The 17,138-nt window shown below is 66.8% G+C and carries 15 protein-coding genes; 8 read left to right on the top strand and 7 right to left on the bottom strand.

What is annotated here, in order from left to right; all coding sequences use genetic code 11:
* Nucleotides 1-6: 6 nt before the first annotated feature.
* Together BM214_RS02675 and BM214_RS02670 are read left to right on the top strand one after the other, a co-directional pair.
* Nucleotides 7-348, top strand: coding sequence for a PilZ domain-containing protein (locus tag BM214_RS02675; protein ID WP_090483648.1), 342 nt, complete (start codon nucleotides 7-9; stop codon nucleotides 346-348).
* A 35-nt stretch (nucleotides 349-383) separates the two neighbouring features.
* The gene (locus BM214_RS02670) at nucleotides 384-1,151 is read left to right on the top strand and encodes a TatD family hydrolase (RefSeq protein ID WP_090483647.1); all 768 of its coding nucleotides are present in this window, start codon (nucleotides 384-386) and stop codon (nucleotides 1,149-1,151) included.
* 5 nt (nucleotides 1,152-1,156) lie between these two features.
* Here the strand turns inward: BM214_RS02670 and BM214_RS02665 are convergent, their stop codons facing one another.
* Nucleotides 1,157-2,272, bottom strand: coding sequence for an aminotransferase class V-fold PLP-dependent enzyme (locus BM214_RS02665; RefSeq protein WP_090483646.1), 1,116 nt, complete (start codon nucleotides 2,270-2,272; stop codon nucleotides 1,157-1,159).
* A 242-nt stretch (nucleotides 2,273-2,514) separates the two neighbouring features.
* Between BM214_RS02665 and BM214_RS02660 the strand changes: the two genes are divergently transcribed.
* Both BM214_RS02660 and BM214_RS02655 read left to right on the top strand, forming a co-directional pair.
* Nucleotides 2,515-3,888 (top strand): KamA family radical SAM protein, encoded by a 1,374-nt coding sequence (locus tag BM214_RS02660; protein ID WP_090483645.1) that lies wholly within the window; start codon nucleotides 2,515-2,517, stop codon nucleotides 3,886-3,888.
* A gap of 129 nt (nucleotides 3,889-4,017) precedes the next feature.
* The gene (locus BM214_RS02655; protein ID WP_090483644.1) at nucleotides 4,018-5,364 is read left to right on the top strand and encodes an adenosylmethionine--8-amino-7-oxononanoate transaminase; all 1,347 of its coding nucleotides are present in this window, start codon (nucleotides 4,018-4,020) and stop codon (nucleotides 5,362-5,364) included.
* A 226-nt stretch (nucleotides 5,365-5,590) separates the two neighbouring features.
* On the opposite strand, the gene BM214_RS02650 is transcribed toward BM214_RS02655, so the two are convergent.
* A complete protein-coding gene (locus BM214_RS02650) occupies nucleotides 5,591-6,367 on the bottom strand; it encodes an SDR family oxidoreductase (protein ID WP_090483643.1) in 777 nt (258 codons plus the stop codon).
* Nucleotides 6,368-6,459: 92 nt separating this feature from the next.
* On the opposite strand from BM214_RS02650, the gene BM214_RS02645 reads away from it, so the two are divergent.
* Nucleotides 6,460-8,778 (top strand): NADP-dependent malic enzyme, encoded by a 2,319-nt coding sequence (locus BM214_RS02645; protein ID WP_090483642.1) that lies wholly within the window; start codon nucleotides 6,460-6,462, stop codon nucleotides 8,776-8,778.
* Between the two features lie 22 nt (nucleotides 8,779-8,800).
* Here the strand turns inward: BM214_RS02645 and BM214_RS02640 are convergent, their stop codons facing one another.
* Nucleotides 8,801-9,499 (bottom strand): DJ-1/PfpI family protein, encoded by a 699-nt coding sequence (locus tag BM214_RS02640; protein ID WP_090483641.1) that lies wholly within the window; start codon nucleotides 9,497-9,499, stop codon nucleotides 8,801-8,803.
* A 233-nt stretch (nucleotides 9,500-9,732) separates the two neighbouring features.
* On the opposite strand from BM214_RS02640, the gene BM214_RS02635 reads away from it, so the two are divergent.
* Nucleotides 9,733-10,122, top strand: coding sequence for a phasin family protein (locus tag BM214_RS02635; protein ID WP_177217561.1), 390 nt, complete (start codon nucleotides 9,733-9,735; stop codon nucleotides 10,120-10,122).
* A 75-nt stretch (nucleotides 10,123-10,197) separates the two neighbouring features.
* On the opposite strand, the gene BM214_RS02630 is transcribed toward BM214_RS02635, so the two are convergent.
* From BM214_RS02630 to fabI, 4 genes are all read right to left on the bottom strand, one after another.
* A complete protein-coding gene (locus tag BM214_RS02630; protein ID WP_143096334.1) occupies nucleotides 10,198-10,554 on the bottom strand; it encodes a hypothetical protein in 357 nt (118 codons plus the stop codon).
* 384 nt (nucleotides 10,555-10,938) lie between these two features.
* Nucleotides 10,939-12,135: an acetate/propionate family kinase gene (locus BM214_RS02625; protein ID WP_090483638.1), complete on the bottom strand. Its 1,197-nt coding sequence runs from the start codon at nucleotides 12,133-12,135 to the stop codon at nucleotides 10,939-10,941.
* Between the two features lie 3 nt (nucleotides 12,136-12,138).
* Entirely contained in the window at nucleotides 12,139-13,551 is a 1,413-nt protein-coding gene (locus tag BM214_RS02620) for a bifunctional enoyl-CoA hydratase/phosphate acetyltransferase (RefSeq protein WP_090483637.1), read from the bottom strand.
* Between the two features lie 6 nt (nucleotides 13,552-13,557).
* Nucleotides 13,558-14,337: an enoyl-ACP reductase FabI gene (fabI, locus tag BM214_RS02615; protein WP_090483636.1), complete on the bottom strand. Its 780-nt coding sequence runs from the start codon at nucleotides 14,335-14,337 to the stop codon at nucleotides 13,558-13,560.
* Between the two features lie 372 nt (nucleotides 14,338-14,709).
* Here fabI and BM214_RS02610 point away from each other — a divergent pair, with 372 nt between their 5' ends.
* Nucleotides 14,710-16,119 (top strand): cytochrome ubiquinol oxidase subunit I, encoded by a 1,410-nt coding sequence (locus BM214_RS02610; RefSeq protein WP_090483635.1) that lies wholly within the window; start codon nucleotides 14,710-14,712, stop codon nucleotides 16,117-16,119.
* Nucleotides 16,120-16,124: 5 nt separating this feature from the next.
* Nucleotides 16,125-17,129, top strand: coding sequence for a cytochrome d ubiquinol oxidase subunit II (gene cydB, locus BM214_RS02605; RefSeq protein ID WP_090483634.1), 1,005 nt, complete (start codon nucleotides 16,125-16,127; stop codon nucleotides 17,127-17,129).
* The last annotated feature ends 9 nt before the right edge of the window (nucleotides 17,130-17,138 follow it).

The raw sequence follows: 17,138 nt of genomic DNA, 5'->3' as shown, positions 1-17,138 counted from the left end.
CACGCCATGCCACCGGGACAAGGTATTCTCTCGCTGTCCATCAAGGACAAGAACTCCCTCTATTCGGCCTACATGCCCTATGTGAAGAATGGCGGACTGTTCATCCCCACCAAGCGCCAGTACCGCCTGGGGGATGAGGTCTTCATGCTGCTGACCCTGATGGACGAACGGGAACGGCTGCCCGTGGCCGGGCGCATCATCTGGATCACCCCGCCCCGGGCCCAGGGGAACCGCACCCCCGGCATCGGGGTGCAGTTCAACGAACAGGACAACGGCGCCACCCGCAACAAGATCGAGGGGCTTTTGGGGGGCAGCGCCCAGGCCGACCGGCCCACCCACACCATGTAATCACCGGGCCTTGGTGCCCGCGTAAGAAGACCTTCATGCTCATCGATTCCCACTGCCATCTGGACCGCATCGACCTGACCCCCTTCGACGGCGACATGGACCGCCTGCTGGCGGTGGCCGCCGAGGCGGGGGTGGAGCACATGCTGTGTGTCTCCATCGATATGGAGAATTTCCCCCGGGTGCGCGCCCTGGCGCAGCGGTATCCCCAGGTGTCCTGCTCCGTGGGGGTGCACCCCAGCGCGGACGCCGCCGCCGATACCGACGAGGACACCCTGGTGCGCCTGGCAGGGGAGGACCGGGTGGTGGCCATCGGCGAGACCGGGCTGGACTACCACTACAACGAGGGGGACCTGGAATGGCAGCGGGAGCGCTTCCGCCGCCATATCCGCGCCGCCCGGGCGGCGGGCAAGCCCCTGATCATCCATACCCGGGACGCCCGCACCGATACCCTGGCCATCCTGGAGGAGGAGGGCGCGCGGGATACGGGCGGCGTATTGCACTGCTATACCGAGGACTGGGACACGGCCCGGCGCGGTCTGGACCTGGGGCTGTATGTCTCTTTCTCCGGCATCGTCACCTTCCGCAACGCCGAGGCCCTGCGGGAGGTGGCGCGGCGGGTGCCGGACGACCGGCTGCTGGTGGAGACCGATGCCCCCTACCTGGCGCCGGTGCCCCACCGGGGTAAGGGCAATCACCCCGCCTGGGTGCGCCACGTGGCGGAATGCCTGGCCCAGGTGCGGGGGGTTCCCCTGGAGGACCTGGCCACGCAGACCACGGCCAACTACCACGCCCTGTTCGGCTGATCGGGTCAGGCCTCCGCTACCCGCTCCACGGCCCGTTCCAGGTGGCCGGCCGGGGTGTAGAAGTGGGGGGAGAAACGGATACCGCCCCCCCGCGGGGCACAGAGCACCCCGGCGTCCATGAGCCGCTTCCAGGTGGCCTCGGCCACCATCCCCGGCCGAGTGAAGGTGACGATGCCGGCCCGGCGTTCCGCCTCGATGGGGGAGAGGATCGTAAAGCGGGCCGAGCGCAGCAGATCGATGAGGTATTCCACGTTGCGCGAGAGGGCATCCGCCACGAAGTCCATGCCGGTCTCCTCGAACAGGGACAGGCTCGCATCCAGGGCATGGATGCCCAGCATGTTGGGACTGCCGGCCTCGAAGCGCCGGGCAGTGGCGGCAGGGGCCCAATCCAGGCGATCGAAGTCCCCCGGCTCTTCCACCATATGCCAGCCGAACTGATGCAGGCGCAGACGATCCCGGAGTTCGGCACGGCAGTAGAAGACCGCGATCCCCTCCGGTCCCAGGAGCCACTTGTGGGCGTCGGCCGCCAGGAAGTCGGCGCTGCAGGCCTGCACATCCAGGGGCAGGGCGCCCAACTGCTGGATGGCATCGACGCAGAAGAGCACCCCCCGCTGGCGGCAGGCCCGGCCCAGGCGTTCCAGGTTCAGCCGCAGACCCGTGGCGTACTGCACGGCGCTCACGCTCAAGAGGCGGGTATTCCGGTCCATGGCCCCCAGGAGGGCGGCCTCCGGGTCCGGCGTGTCCAGGTCCACCAGCCGCACCTTCACCCCGAGTCCTTTCTCCAGGGACTGCCAGACGATGCGGTTGGAGGGGAATTCCTGCAGCGGACAGACCACATTGTCCCCCGGGGTCCAGTCCAGCCCGTGGGCCACCACAGAGAGCCCCTCGGAGGTATTCTTCAACAGGGCGATGTCGTCCTCGGAGGGGGCGTTGATGAGACCGGCCAGACGCCCCCGCAGCCGCCGTTCCACCTCCAGCCAGCGGAGATAATGCCGGGAGCTGACCTGGCTGTTCTCGCGGGCGAACGTGGCCACGGCCCGGTGGGTGCGCTCCGGCCAGGGACCCACCGCCGCATGATTCATGTGCAAAAGATCGTCTGTCAGGGGGAATTCGGGGTGCATCGGGATCCTCGGGGATGATCCGGCGGCGGGGCTGGCCGCCGGGCGGTCGCATTTGGTGACGGAAGGCGGGTTTGGTATAATTGAAAGACTTTTTCCCCACAAGCTATCAGCGTTTCTAGTGCCGCCGTCCGCGCGGTCTTTCCCGGAGAGCAGGGCCGGCCCGCCTGCGACGCCCGCTGTTCTTCACGCTGGATCCAGATTCCCTTTCCGCAACGATCTGATCACAGAGTATCGGAGGCGTCATGAGTTCTGTCCTGAATTTCTATCGACACGAAGAGCTGCGTGCGCTTCAACCGCGGCCGTTCAAGGTCTTCACCGAACGCAACCTGGACCGTATCCCGGCCCTGGAACGCCTCTCCGAGGAACGCCGCTTCGAGATGAAGGTGGTGAGCAGCGTGCTGCCGTTCCGGGTGAACGAATACATCATAGAGGAATTGATCGACTGGGATCAGGTGCCGGACGATCCCCTGTACCAGCTGACCTTCCCGCAACGGGACATGCTCTCGCCGGACGCCTTCGAGCGCATGGCGGACCTGCACCGCAGAGAGGCGCCCCGGGAGCAGATCGCGGCCCTGGCGCGGCAATTGCGCGAGGAGCTGAATCCCCATCCCGCGGGGCAGGTGGCCATGAACCGCCCCGAACTCCATGGCGAGCCCCTGGATGGGCTGCAGCACAAGTACCGCGAGACCGTGCTGTTCTTCCCCAGCCAGGGGCAGACCTGTCACGCCTACTGCACCTTCTGCTTCCGCTGGCCCCAGTTCGTGGGGGACAAGGACCTGCGCATCGCCTCCACCCAGGCCGACCGGCTGCAGGCCTACCTGGCGTCCCAGCCCCAGGTGAGCGACCTGCTGCTCACCGGCGGTGACCCCATGGTGATGAAGACCAAGCACCTGCTGCAATACCTGGAGCCCCTCATGGAGCCCCGTTTCGAGCACGTGCAGAATATCCGCATCGGCACCAAGGCCCTCACGTTCTGGCCCCAGCGCTTTGTCAGCGATGCCGACGCGGATGAGCTGCTGCAATTGCTGGAGCGCCTGGTGCGGGCCGGCAAGCATGTGGCCCTCATGGCCCATTACAACCACTGGCGTGAGATGGACACCCCCATGGCCCGGGAGGCCATCCGCCGCCTGCGCAATACCGGCGCCGAGATCCGCAGCCAGGGGCCGCTGTTGGCCCATATCAACGACGACCCCGGGGTCTGGGCCCGCATGTGGCAGACCCAGGTACGCCTGGGGGTGGTGCCGTACTACATGTTCGTGGAGCGGGACACCGGCGCCCGCCGCTATTTCGAGGTCCCGCTGGCCCGGGCCTGGGAGATCTATCGGGGGGCCATGACCCGGGTCTCCGGCCTGGGACGCACCGCCCGCGGCCCCTCCATGAGCGCCGGTCCCGGCAAGGTGGAGATCCAGGGGGTGACCGAGATCCACGGTGAGAAGGTCTTCGTGCTGCGCTTCATCCAGGGGCGCAACCCGGACTGGGTCCAGCGCCCGTTCTTCGCTCGCTACGACGAACAGGCCACCTGGCTGGATCAGCTGCGCCCGGCTTTCGGCGAACAGCGGTTCTTCTTTGAAGACGAATACGCCGCCATGCAGGCCCGGGCCGCCGCCACGGACTGATCCCCGGGCAGGGCGCTACTACGCACAGGACAGGCATTTCGGGCCGCGACGGACGCGGCCCTTTTCGTTGCACACCGCGCTCCGTGGTCCCCGAAGGAGCAGAGTGGGGCGATCCCCGAGGTGAATGAGATGAACAACGAGACCCTCAAAAAACGCGATCTGGCCGTGGTTTGGCATCCCTGCACCCAGATGAAGGACCATGAACACCTGCCCATGACCCCCATCCGCCGGGGTGAGGGGGTATGGCTGGAGGATTTCGATGGCCAGCGCTACATCGATGCCGTCAGTTCCTGGTGGGTGAATCTCTTCGGTCATGCCAACCCCTATATCAACGAGGCCCTGCGGCGCCAGGCGGAGCAGTTGGAACACGTCATCCTGGCCGGATTCACCCATGAACCGGTGGTGGAACTCTCCGAGCGCCTGGTGGCCCTGACCCCCCAGGGCCTGAGCCGGTGTTTCTATGCCGACAGCGGTTCCGCCGCCGTGGAAGTGGCCCTGAAGATGAGCTTCCACTACTGGCTCAATCGGGGACGGGGGGAGAAGACCCGGTTCATCTGTCTCTCCAACAGCTATCACGGCGAGACCCTGGGGGCCCTGGCGGTGGGGGACGTGGCCCTGTACAAGTCCACCTACCGGCCGCTGCTGATGGAGGCCATCACCGTACCGTCCCCGGACTGTTTCGAGCGGGAACCCGGGGAGACCTGCGAGCAGGTGGCCCTGCGGCGCATCGCGGACATGGAGGCGGCCCTGGAGCGCCACGCCCACGAGACCTGCGCCGTCATCGTTGAACCCCTGGTGCAGTGCGCCGGAGGCATGCGCATGCATCATCCGGAATACCTGAAACGTCTGCGCCAGCTCTGCGACCGCTACGAGGTGCACCTCATCGCCGATGAGATCGCCGTGGGTTTTGGCCGTACCGGCACCATGTTCGCCTGTGAGCAGGCCGGCATCAGCCCGGACTTCATGTGCCTGTCCAAGGGGCTCACTGCGGGGTATCTGCCCCTGTCCGTGGTGCTCACCCACGAGCAGGTCTACGACGCCTTCTACGATGAGTACACGCGGCTCAACGCCTTCCTGCATTCCCATTCCTATACGGCCAACCCGCTGGCCTGTACCGCGGCCCTGGCCACCCTGGACCTGTTCGAGAAGGATGCGGTGCTGGAGCACAACCGTCACCTGGCCCAGGTGATCCGGGAGACCCTGGCGCCCCTGGCGGATCATCCCCATGTGGGCGATGTGCGCCAGCACGGCATGATCGCCGCCGTGGAGATGGTAAAGGACAAGGCCACCCGCGAGCCGTACCCCTGGCAGGAGCGCCGCGGCCTGGCGGTGTATCGCCACGCCCTGGAACGCGGCGCGCTGCTGCGGCCCCTGGGCAACGTGGCCTACATGATGCCCCCGTACGTCATCACCGAGGAGCAGATCCGTTTCCTCGGTGAGGTCCTGGCCGAGGGCATCGATAAGGCGGTGGCCTAAGCCGAGAACGCCACCGTGCCGGCGGCCGGGGTCCGGACATGCAGGGCTCCCGGCTCCCGGCTCCCGGCTGCCGAAGGCCCGTACTGCCTCCTCGCTGCATCCAAATCAGTTCGCATAATTTATATTATGTTAAATAGTGGCGGCGGCGTGGATTCCCCTCCGACTCGGCTCCGCCCGCACCCTCTCCCCCGGGCCCTGTCGTCCTGGTGGGCCCTACCGCCTCGGGTCAGAGGGCCCGCGTATCTCGCCACAGGCGGGTCTGCGCCTCATTGCCGATATCCCATTCCTCTTCGGAGAACTGGCGATCCCCGGTATCCAGCAGGACCCAACTGACGAAATCCGCCACGCGTTCGCTGGACTCCAGTTGCCCCTCGGCCTTCAGGCGGCGGAACCGCTCCACGCCGGGGAACCGGCTGGCATCGGTGGCGCGGATGCGGGTCTGCATGGGGGTATCCACCACGCCCGGGCGCACGCTGCCCACATGCACCCCCCGGGGGGCCAGCTCCTCCCGCAGGCACAGGTAGAGCATGTACAGCGCGGCCTTGGAACTGCAGTAGCCGCCCCAGCCCACCAGGCAACGATGGGCCGCCCCCGAGGAGATGTGCAGGATGCGACCGCCGTGCATCAGATGGGGCAACAGGGCCTGGGTGAGGAACAGCGGTCCTTCCACGTTGACGGCCTGCTGATAACGCCAGTCCTCCGGGGAGACCTCGGCCAGCGGACCCACCGGATCCAGCACCGCGGCATTGTGTACCACGCCATAGAGCGGCCCCCGGTCCTGCACGATCTGCGCCACGGCATCACGTCCCTGGGGGGTGGCCACATCCGCCGTCACGGCAAGGATGGCCTCCGGGGCGCGGGCGCGGGTCTCTTCCAGGGCCTCCGGGCGGCGCCCGGCCACGATCACCCGGCCGCCCCGGGCGGCGATGTCCCAGGCCAGGGCCTGTCCCAGACCGCTGCCGCCGCCGGTGATGAGGGTCCAGCCGGTCTTGTATGCTCGCATGACGTCTTCTCCCGATGACCGCACGTGCGGAAATGGCCGTAAACCCGGATAATACACCGCCCCCCAATCCCCGTTCCAAGCCCTGACACCCCATGGATAAAAGCTCCCTAGACCAAGCCGCCCTCGATTACCACCTCCAGCCCACCCCGGGAAAGATCTCGGTGGTCCCCACCAAGGGGCTCACCAACCAGCGGGACCTGGCGCTGGCCTATTCCCCCGGTGTGGCCGCCGCCTCGCGGCTCATCGCCCAAGACCCCTCCCAGGCCGGCCGCCTCACGGCCCGGGCCAATCTGGTGGGTGTGATCACCAACGGCACGGCGGTGCTGGGCTTGGGGGCGGTAGGCCCCCTGGCGGCCAAGCCGGTGATGGAGGGCAAGGCGGTCCTTTTCAAGAAATTCGCCAATATCGATGTCTTCGACATCGAGCTCAATGAGCGCAACCCCGACCGCCTGGTGGACATGATCGCCGCCATGGAGCCCACCTTCGGCGGCATCAACCTGGAGGACATCAAGGCCCCGGAGTGCTTCTACATCGAGCACCGGCTGCGGGAGCGCATGAACATCCCCGTGTTCCACGACGACCAGCACGGCACCGCCATCGTCGTGGCCGCTGCCGTGCTCAACGCCATGTACCTGTGCGGCAAGGACCTGAGCAACGTCAAGCTGGTCACCTCCGGTGCCGGGGCCGCCGCCCTCGCCTGCCTGGACCTGCTGGTGACCCTGGGGCTGCCCCTGGACAACATCTGGGTCACCGATATCCATGGCGTGTTGTACAAGGGGCGCCCCGAGGAGATGGATACCATCAAGCAGCGCTATGCCCAGGCCACGGAGGCGCGCACCCTGGGCGAGGTCATCGACGGGGCCGACATCTTCCTCGGCCTCTCCGCCGGTGGCGTGCTCAAGCCGGAGATGGTGGCGCGCATGGCCCCCAAACCCCTCATCATGGCCCTGGCCAATCCGGACCCGGAGATCTTCCCCGAGGAGGTGGCCCAGGTGCGCCAGGACGCCATGATGGCCACGGGCCGCTCGGACTACCCCAATCAGGTGAATAACGTCTTGTGCTTCCCCTTCATCTTCCGGGGTGCCCTGGACGTGGGGGCGCGCACCATCACCGATACCATGAAGGTGGCCGCGGTCAAGGCCCTGGCGGAGCTGGCCCGGGCCGAGCCCTCGGAGGTGGTGGCCAAGGCCTACGGCGACGAGGGATTGCGCTTTGGCCCTGAATATCTGATCCCCAAGCCCTTCGATCCCCGCCTGATCGTCAAGATCGCCCCTATGGTGGCCAAGGCGGCCATGGACTCCGGGGTGGCCACCGCCCCCATCGAGGAGCTCTGGACCTACCGGGATCATCTGAACAACTTCGTCTACCAGTCCGGTTTCGTGATGAAGCCGGTCTTCGCCGCCGCCAAGGCGGCGCCCCGGCGGGTGGTCTACCCCGAAGGGGAAGACGAACGCGTCCTGCGGGCGGTGCAGACGGTGCTGGAGGAAGGCCTGGCCCAGCCCGTGGTGGTGGGCCGGCCGGAGGTGGTGCGCAGCCGCATCGAACGCATCGGGCTGCCTTTGGTCCCCGGGGAGGATTTCGAACTGATCAATCCCGATTCCGACCCCCGTTTCCGGGAATACTGGGGCGAATACCACCGCATCATGGGCCGACGGGGCGTCACCCCGGATCTTGCCAAGCAGCAGATCCGCAGCAACAACACCCTCATCGCCGCCCTGCTCCTGAAAAACGGCGAGGCCGACGCCATGATCTGCGGCATGGTGGGCCAGCATGCCTATCACCTGAAGCACATTAGCGACGTGATCGGCCTGGCCCCGGGGGTGCGCCACTTCGCCACCATGAACCTGCTCATGCTGCCGCGGCGCACCCTGTTCCTCTGCGACACCTACGTCAATGAGAACCCGGATGCCCAGACCATCGCCGAGATCACCCTCATGGCCGCCCAGGAGGTGCGCAACTTCGGCCTCACCCCCAAGGTGGCCCTGGTCTCCCACTCCAACTTCGGCAGTGTGGATTCGGAGGGGGCGCGCAAGATGAGCCGCGCCCGGGACCTGCTGGAACACATGGCCCCGGATCTGGAGGTGGACGGGGAGATGCACGCCGACGCCGCCCTCAAGGAGGAGATCCGTCAGCGCCTCTTCCAGGATTGCCGCCTCAAGGGGGAGGCCAACCTGCTGGTGATGCCCAACATCGATGCGGCCAACATCGCCTTCAATCTGCTCAAGGCCGCCAGCGGCGAGGGGGTGAGCGTCGGTCCCATCCTGCTGGGGGCCGACCGCCCGGTGCATATCCTCACCGAGACGGCCTCGGTGCGTCGCCTGGTGAATATGACCGCCCTGGCGGTGGTGGACGCCAACCAGTACCGTGGATCTGAGGGCCGTTACCCCATCCCTGCCCCGGGCAGGCGGTAAGACCGCCCCGCCCTGCCCCGGCTCATCCTGCGGGGGAGTCCGGGGCCCCGGCCGCCACCGGCGGCCGGGATCCCGCCTTGAGTTTGTGCACCTGCCGGGGGCGGCTGTTCTCCGGGAAGGGGTATTCCATGTAGCAGGCGGTGGCCCGGGCCACGTCCTGGCCATAGAAGCGCATCACCAGCTGCAGGGCCATGTCGATCCCGGCGGAGATCCCCGCTGAGGTGATCACCGAACCGGCGTCCACCACGAACTCATCCTCCACCACCATCACATCCGGGAAGTAGTCCCGCATCCAGTCCAGGGAGCGCCAGTGGGTGGTGGCGCGCAACCCCTCCAGCAGCCCCGCCTGCCCCAGCAGCATGGAGCCGGTGCACACCCCGGCCAGCAGGGACAGCCCGTTGGATTGGGCCCGTAACCATTCCATGAGATGGATGTTGCTCAATTCCCGGCGCGCGCCCCGCCCACCGGGTACCACCAGGATGTCCAGTGCGGGGCAATCCTTGAAGTCGTGATGGGGCACCACCATCATCCCGCCCGCCGTGGTGACAGGACGCTTGCGCTCGGCCACCAGGCGGATGTCGAAGGGGGAATCCGCCTCCGTGCGGCGGGATTCATCCAGGCGCGTGGTGGCGAAGACCTCGAAGGGGCCGGCGAAGTCCAGGACCTCCACCTGGTCGAAGATCAGGATGCCGACGCGGATGCCTGCGGGCGCTTGGCTCATGGGGTTCCTCCAGGGCCGCGCTGCGGACCCCGACCGGGAAAAGTCCGTTGAATCTACACCATCGAGGGATGCACGGCATCCTGCCCGCCACCGCCTTCCGGGGCAAGGCCCTTGAAATGGAGACAGAGGCCCCCATCCTTGTTGTTGCAGTGCACAAAAGACTGCGCTATGCTGCAATGCAACAAGGTCGGGATCTCCCCGCCCTTCTAACCGGAAACGGGAGGATCTGTCTCATGTACAACGAACTCTTCGACAAGACCCAGGAACAGCTCAACACGATGGCCGAACCGGTGCGCCGGTTCAACAACGTGACCCTGGACCACATGGCCAAGCTGGTGGACTATCAGATCAGCATGTTCCGCGGCTACTCCGAAGTGGCCATCGAACAGATGCGGGCCATGCAGACGGTGCACGATCCCAAGAGCCTCGAGTCCTATCTGAAGGCCCAGGGCGAGGCCGCCAAGTCCCTGAGCGAGAAGCTGGCCCGGGATACCAGCGAACTGGTGGAACTGCACCGGGGGTATTCCCAGGAGGTGCAGAAGCTGGGTGAGGAAAGCCTGGCCACGGTGACCCGCCTGCACCCCGAACAGGATAAGGCCTCCGCCAGCCGCAAGAGCGCCTGACGCGGCGACATGCAGCGTGACTTCCGGGCCCGTCTCCCCAGGGGGAGGCGGGCCCGGTGTCTTTTGAGGGCGGGATCAATAAGAGGCCGATGGACCCTGGCTGCGCCGCTGCAGATACAGGATGCCCCCCTCCCAGGTCATGAGCAGGGTGTCCCGATCCCGCAGGTAGAGCATGCCGCCCTGCTCCGGGGGCAGGGTTTTCCCCCGGCAGGAGATGATGATGCGCTCCTGCAGGGACCCCGCCTGCTCCACCCCCGCCACGGCGGGCTCGCCCGCGCCAGCGGGCATGGGCTCCCGCGTGTATTGCGGACGCAGGCACTGCATGGACTCGAAATGGGCCATGTGCCGGGTGTATACGGCGCGTTGGCCCACCAGGGCATCCTTTCGGTCTGCCTCTTCCTCTCCCTCCTCAGTAGCGACGACGCGCGTCACTTCCCAGATCCCGAGGTGTGGTAAGGGCGCTTCGGGACCGCAGCCGGAAAGGCAGCCCAGCAGCGGCATAACCAGTACATGAAATCGGTATCTATTATTCAATATTGCAATAAATCCAGGGGCTTGCATGTTCTTTCTTATTTATCGATTGAATATTAGTCCATCCCCAGCCGGTGCCTCATGCATCCCCTCAGGCCCGGTCTGTGCTGCACGCCGATGGGTTCATCCCCAAGGCGGGCATGGTACCGATCCATGCGGGGGAAATGCACCCATGCCGGGTTATGCCATGGGGGAGTAAGACACCCTGGTGATCCGATTCGGGGGATACCGGCCCATGGACCCTATATAGTCGATACGGCGGGAGGTTTTGCGGGGCGGGGGGATTTAACGGCACAAACGGGCGGTATGCCAGGCGATCATGCGTTCCTCGTCCGTGGGGAGGACCCAGACATCCACGGCGCTGTCCTGCGTGGAGATGCGCTGCTCATGGGCCGTGTTCCGGGCCTGGTCGATGGCCATCCCGAGCCAGGCACAGCCCTCGGCCACCCGGGCCCGCACGGGCGCGGCCCGTTCACCGATGCCGGCGGTGAACACCAGATGGTCCAGACCGCCCAGGGCGGCGGCGAGGCTGCCGATCTCCCGCACGATGCGGTAGATGAACAGGTCCACCGCCTCGCGGGCCTCGGGGGCGTTGCTCTCCAGCAGGGTGCGCATATCCCCGCTGATGCCGGAGACCCCCAACAGGCCGGATTCCTTGTAGAGCAGGTGCGTCACCTCCTCCGGGGTCATACCCTCCTGTGCGATCAGGTGCAGTACCACGCCGGGGTCGATGTTGCCGCAGCGGGTGCCCATGGGCAGACCGTCCAGGGCGGTGAAGCCCATGGTGGAGGCCACGCTGCGTCCGTCCTGCAGGGCGCACAGGCTGGCGCCGTTGCCCAGGTGGGCCACCACCGTGCGGCCGCTGCGGGGGGTGCCCAGGCGGGCGGGCAGCACATGGCCGATGTATTCATAGGACAGGCCGTGGAAGCCATAGCGGATCACCCCCCGCTCGGTGAAGCGCCGGGGCAACGCAAAGGACTGGGCCTGGCGGGGCTGATGGCGGTGGAAGGCGGTGTCGAAGCAGGCCACCTGGGGTAGATGGGGCCGCAGGTCGCTGAGCGCCCGCGCCGGGGCCAGGCCATGGGGCTGGTGCAGGGGGGCCAGGGGGATGAGGCGCTCCAGGTCGTCCAGGACCCGGCCATCCAGGCGCACGGGGGCCCGGTAGGCCTCCCCCCCGTGCACGATGCGGTGGCCCACGGCGGCGATACGGCGGGCGTCGGGGCGCTGCTCCACCCAGTCCAGCAGGGCGTGCAGGGCCGCCTCGTGGCCGAATCCATCGCCCGACGCGGTGTCATCCGGCAACTCCTCTACCCGGGCGTTGCCCTCCCCGTCCTGGACCACGAAACGGGGGCGTTCCCCCAGGCCGGAGAAATGCCCCCGGTAGCGGGGATGGAAGTCCTCCGGGGTGGCCACCGCATCGTGCCCGAACAGGGCGAACTTGAGGCTGGAGGACCCGCTGTTGATGACCAGGACCTCTTCCATGGATCAGCGTCCCTTCTTCTTTTGATAATCCGCCATGAGCAGGGCCAGGGCGCAGGAGGCCATGCGTGTGATGGCGTCGTCCGCGCGGCTGGTGAGGACGATGGGCACCCGCGCCCCCACCACCAGCCCCGCCCCGGTGGCGTCCGCCAGGTAGGTGAGCTGCTTCATGAGCATGTTGGCGGCCTCCAGATCCGGGGCCACCAGGATATCCGCCTTCCCCGCCACCGGCGAGACGATGTGCTTGGTCTTGGCCGCCGCCTCGGAGACGGCGTTGTCGAAGGCCAGCGGCCCATCCAGCACGCCCCCCTCGATCTGCCCCCGCTCGGCCATCTTGCACAGGGCCGCCGCCTCCAGGGTGGACTGGATGTTGGGGTTCACCGTCTCCACCGCCGAGAGGATGGCCACCTTGGGGTTGTCGTTGCCCACGGCATGGGCCAGATCGATGGCATTCTGGACGATGTCCACCTTGTCCGCCAGGGTGGGATAGATATTGATGGCCGCGTCGGTGATGAACAGGGGCCGCGGGTAGGTGGGGACATCGAAGGCCATGACATGGCTGATGCGCCGCTCGGTGCGCAGCCCGGCATCCCGGCGCACCACCTCCCGCAGGAGTTCGTCGGTGTGCAGGGACCCCTTCATGATGGCCTCGATCTCGCCACTGCGGGTCATGGCCACGGCCTTCTCCGCCGCTGCGTGGCTGTGGGGGGCGGGCACGATGCGAAAATCCCGGATATCCACCTCCGCCTCCTCCGCGGCGGCGCGGATGCGGTCCTCCGGTCCCACCAGCACCGGGTGGATGAGGCCGGCCCGGGCGGACTCGTAGGCCCCCTGGATGGCGGCCGTGTCCACCGGGTGTACCACGGCCATGGTCACGGGTTCGGGATGGGTGGCGGCGTGCAGGAGTTCGTGCAGCCGGGCCCGTTCCGCCATGCGCACCTGGGGCATCACGGTGCGGGGACGCCGCACCTTCTCCGTGGGGGCCAGTACGTCCGCCACCCCCTCGATCACCTCCTGCCCGTCCTGGTTGGTACAGCGGCAATCGAACTGGATCCGGTTGCGCTTGGGGTCCTTCTCCTTCACCTGCACGCTCACCTGGAGCACATCCCCCAGCCCCACCGGGGCCTTGAAGCGCAGGGTCTGACCCAGGTAGATGGTCCCGGGTCCGGGCAGTTCCGTGCCCAGGACCGTGGAGATGAGGGCCCCGCCCCACATGCCGTGGGCGATGATCTCCTGGAAACGGCTGCTCTTGGCAAAGTCCTCGTCCACATGGGCCGGGTTCACATCCCCGGACATGATGGCGAAGAGCTTGATGTCGTCCATGGTAAGCCGCCGCTCCAGGGTGGCGGTGTCCCCCACCTGGATCTCGTCGAAGGTGCGGTTCTCGATGTAATCCCGGTCGTCGACTTTCTGGTCCATGGATCTTCAGGCCTTCACGTGATGGCCGGCGTCCACGTAGGTGGTGCCGCCGGTGAGTGATTGTCCCGCCTCCGAGATCAGGAAGACGGCCGTGCGCCCCACGTCCTCGGTGGAGACCAGGCGTCGCAGCGGGGCGCGCTGCTCGGCGTCTTCGGCCAGGGCCTCGAAGTCGCGGATGCCCGAGGCGGCGCGGGTGCGGATGGGACCCGGGGAGATGGCCTGGACGCGGATGCCGGCAGGGCCCAGCTCATCGGCCATGTAGCGCACCGAGGCCTCCAGGGCCGCCTTCACCGGCCCCATGAGGCCGTAGTTGGGTACCACCTTCTCGGCCCCGTAGTAGGACAGGGTGATGAGGCAGCCCCCGGCGGTCATCAGCGGTTCCGCCCGCTGGGCCAGGCGCAGGAAGGAATGGCAGGAGATATCCATGGCCTGGGCGAAGCCCTCCCGGGAGCAGTCCACCACACGGCCGTGCAGGTCGTCGCGGTTGGCGAAGGCCATGGAATGGATGAGGAAATCCAGCCGGCCCCAGCGCTCCTGCGCGCGCTGGAACACGGCCTCCACCTGCGCCTCGTCCTGGACATCGCAAAGCATCAGCTCGGGGTGTCCCATGGCCTCCAGCAGCGGCGTGACATGCCGCTCCGCCTTGGCATGGCCATAGGTGGCGATCATCTCCGCCCCCGCCTCGTGCAGGGCCCGGGCGCAGCCAAAGGCGATGCTGTCGGCATTGGCAAGCCCGGTGACGATGCCGGTCTTGCCGGCCAGGGAAAAGGGATGCTGGGTCGTCATGTGACCTCCATTGAAGGGACGCAGGACGCTACGGCGGCCCGTACCATCTGCCATGTTGCACTGCAGCGAAGCCTAGCAGATCCAGATTGCATCTGCATGTCGCAGGGCCGGAAAGACGGCTGCAGAACACCCGATACGTACGATTGCCTGCACTGGATCAAACTCCGGTCACCACTGCATTGAGTCCCCACGCCGGACAAGTACACTCATTCCCTGCGGTCTTCGTGCCGCCGTGCCGGTCCAGGGAGAGGCCCAGGGCGGCGGAGCCCCGGTGTGCACATCCAGGGTTTCGCATTGAGATTCCTCATGGGGCCGGGGACCGGCAAGCATTAGACTCAGTCTACATTCCACCGTGACACGGGAGCCCTTCCCATGGATCTCGATCCCCTGATCTTGTCGCGAATCCAGTTCGCGTTCGTCGTCTCCTTCCATGCCCTCTTCCCGGTCTTCACCATCGGTCTGGCCTCCTATATCGCCGTACTGGAGGGCCTTCTCTATCGCACCAAGAATCCGGCCTACGAACAGTTGGCCCGGTTCTGGACCAAGGTCTTCGCCGTGGTCTTTGGCATGGGCGTGGTCTCGGGCATCGTCATGTCGTTCCAGTTCGGGACCAACTGGAGCGTCTTCTCCTACAGCAGCGCCAACTTCCTGGGGCCCGTGCTGGCCTACGAGGTGGTCACGGCCTTCTTCCTGGAGGCGGTCTTTCTGGGGATCCTGCTGTTCGGCCGCGACAAGGTGCCCCGGGGCACCCACCTCTTCGCCGCCTGCATGGTGGCCCTGGGGACCTTCATCTCCTCCTTCTGGATCCTCTCGGCCAACAGCTGGATGCAGACCCCCGCGGGGGTGGAGCTGAGGGAAGGCATCGTCCATCTCACCTCCTGGAGCGAGGCCATCTTCAATCCCTCGTTCCCGCCCCGCTTCTTCCACATGGCCCTGGCCTCCTTCCTCACCGGGGGCTTCGTGGTGGCGGGGGTCTCCGCCTGGTTCCTGCTCAAGGGCAAGGCCCCGGAGGCCTCGAAACGGGCCCTGCAGATGTGCATGATCATGCTGGTGGTGGCCGCCCCGGGGCAGCTGCTGGTAGGGGATGTGCACGGCCTCAACACCTTCCATCACCAGCCGGTGAAGGTCTCGGCCATGGAAGGGGTCTGGGAGACCACCCAGGGGGCGCCATTGCTGCTGTTCGCCATCCCCAGCCAGGAGGCGGAGCGTAACTTCCTGGAGATCGGCATCCCCAACCTGGCCAGCCTCATCCTCACCCACGAGCTGGACGGCGAGATCCGCGGCCTCAAGGAATGGGCGCCGGAGGACCGGCCCTACGTCCCGGTGGTCTTCTGGGGATTCCGCATCATGGTGGGCATCGGGGTGCTCATGATCCTCATGTCCCTCTGGGGGGCCCTGCTCACCCTGCTCGGGCGACTGGAGCGGTCGCGCCTGTTCCTGCGCCTGACCAGCCTCATGATCCCCCTGCCCTTCCTGGCGGTGCTCTCGGGCTGGTTCGTCACCGAGGTGGGGCGCCAACCGTGGCTGGCCTATGGCCTCATCCGTACGGAACAGGGCCTGACCCCCTCCCTCACCGGCGGCATGGCCCTGTTCAGCCTCCTTGGTTTTATCACCGTCTACGCCGTGGTCTTCATCTCCGGCATCACCTATCTGGTGCGCATCATCCGCAAGGGGCCCGACGCCCCGGTGCGCGAGGCCCCCGGAGCCCATGCCAAGCGGCCCTTCTCGGCCGTGGATGAACCCCTCCAGGACCCCAACACCCAACCCCAGGGCACGAGGTAAACCCCATGGAACTCATCGACCTGACCCTGATCTGGATCGGCATCATCGCCTTCGGCGTGTTCATGTACGTGCTCATGGACGGCTTCGACCTGGGGGTGGGCATCCTCTTCCCCTTCGCCGGCAGCGAAGAGCGGCGGGACATCATGATGAACTCCGTGGCGCCGGTGTGGGACGGCAACGAGACCTGGCTGGTGCTGGGGGGGACGGGGCTGCTGGCGGCCTTCCCCATGATCTACGCCGTCTTCCTGCCGGCCCTGTACATTGGCGTCTTCCTGCTCCTGGCCGGGCTCATCTTCCGCGGTGTGGCCTTCGAGTTCCGCTTCAAGGCCCCGGCCGACGGGCGGGGTCCGTGGAACTGGGCCTTCTTCCTGGGCTCACTGGTGGCCGCCTTCGCCCAGGGGGCGGTGGTGGGCGCCTATATCCAGGGCTTCGAGGTGGAGGGGTTCAGCTACGTGGGCGGCCCCCTGGACTGGCTCACCCCCTTCACGGTGATGACCGGCCTGGGCCTGGTGATGGGCTATGCCCTGCTGGGGGCCTGCTGGCTCATCATGAAGACCGAGGGGGATCTGCAGGCCTGGGCCTATCGGGTGGCCCGCGGGATGCTGGTGGCCGTGCTCCTGGTGTACCTGGTGGTGAGCCTCTGGACCGCCCTCGGCCATCCGGATATCCTTGAACGCTGGCTGGACAACGCCGCCATCCTGTGGATCTTCCCCACCCTCTCGCTCCTGGTGGGGATCGGGCTCTGGCGGGCCCTGTCCCGGCGCAATGAAGGCTTCCCCTTCGTGGCCACCCTGATGCTCTTCGCCCTGGCCTATATCGGGCTGGTCATCAGCATGTGGCCCTATGCGGTGCCGCCGGTGCACACCTACTGGGATGCCGCCTCGTCGCCGGACAGCCAGCTGTTCACGCTCATCGGCCTGCTGTTCGTGATCCCCATCATCCTGGGCTACACCGCCTGGACCTATTGGGTGTTCCGCGGCAAGGTCCGTGCAGGAGAGGGCTACCACTGACCGGGGAAA

Origin of the sequence: Ectothiorhodospira mobilis, assembly GCF_900114895.1 — a bacterium.
In the GTDB taxonomy this organism is placed as follows: Bacteria; Pseudomonadota; Gammaproteobacteria; order Ectothiorhodospirales; family Ectothiorhodospiraceae; genus Ectothiorhodospira; species Ectothiorhodospira mobilis_A.
The sequence above is the reverse complement of the archived record's forward strand: the minus strand, read 5'-3'. Positions and strand labels throughout refer to the sequence as shown.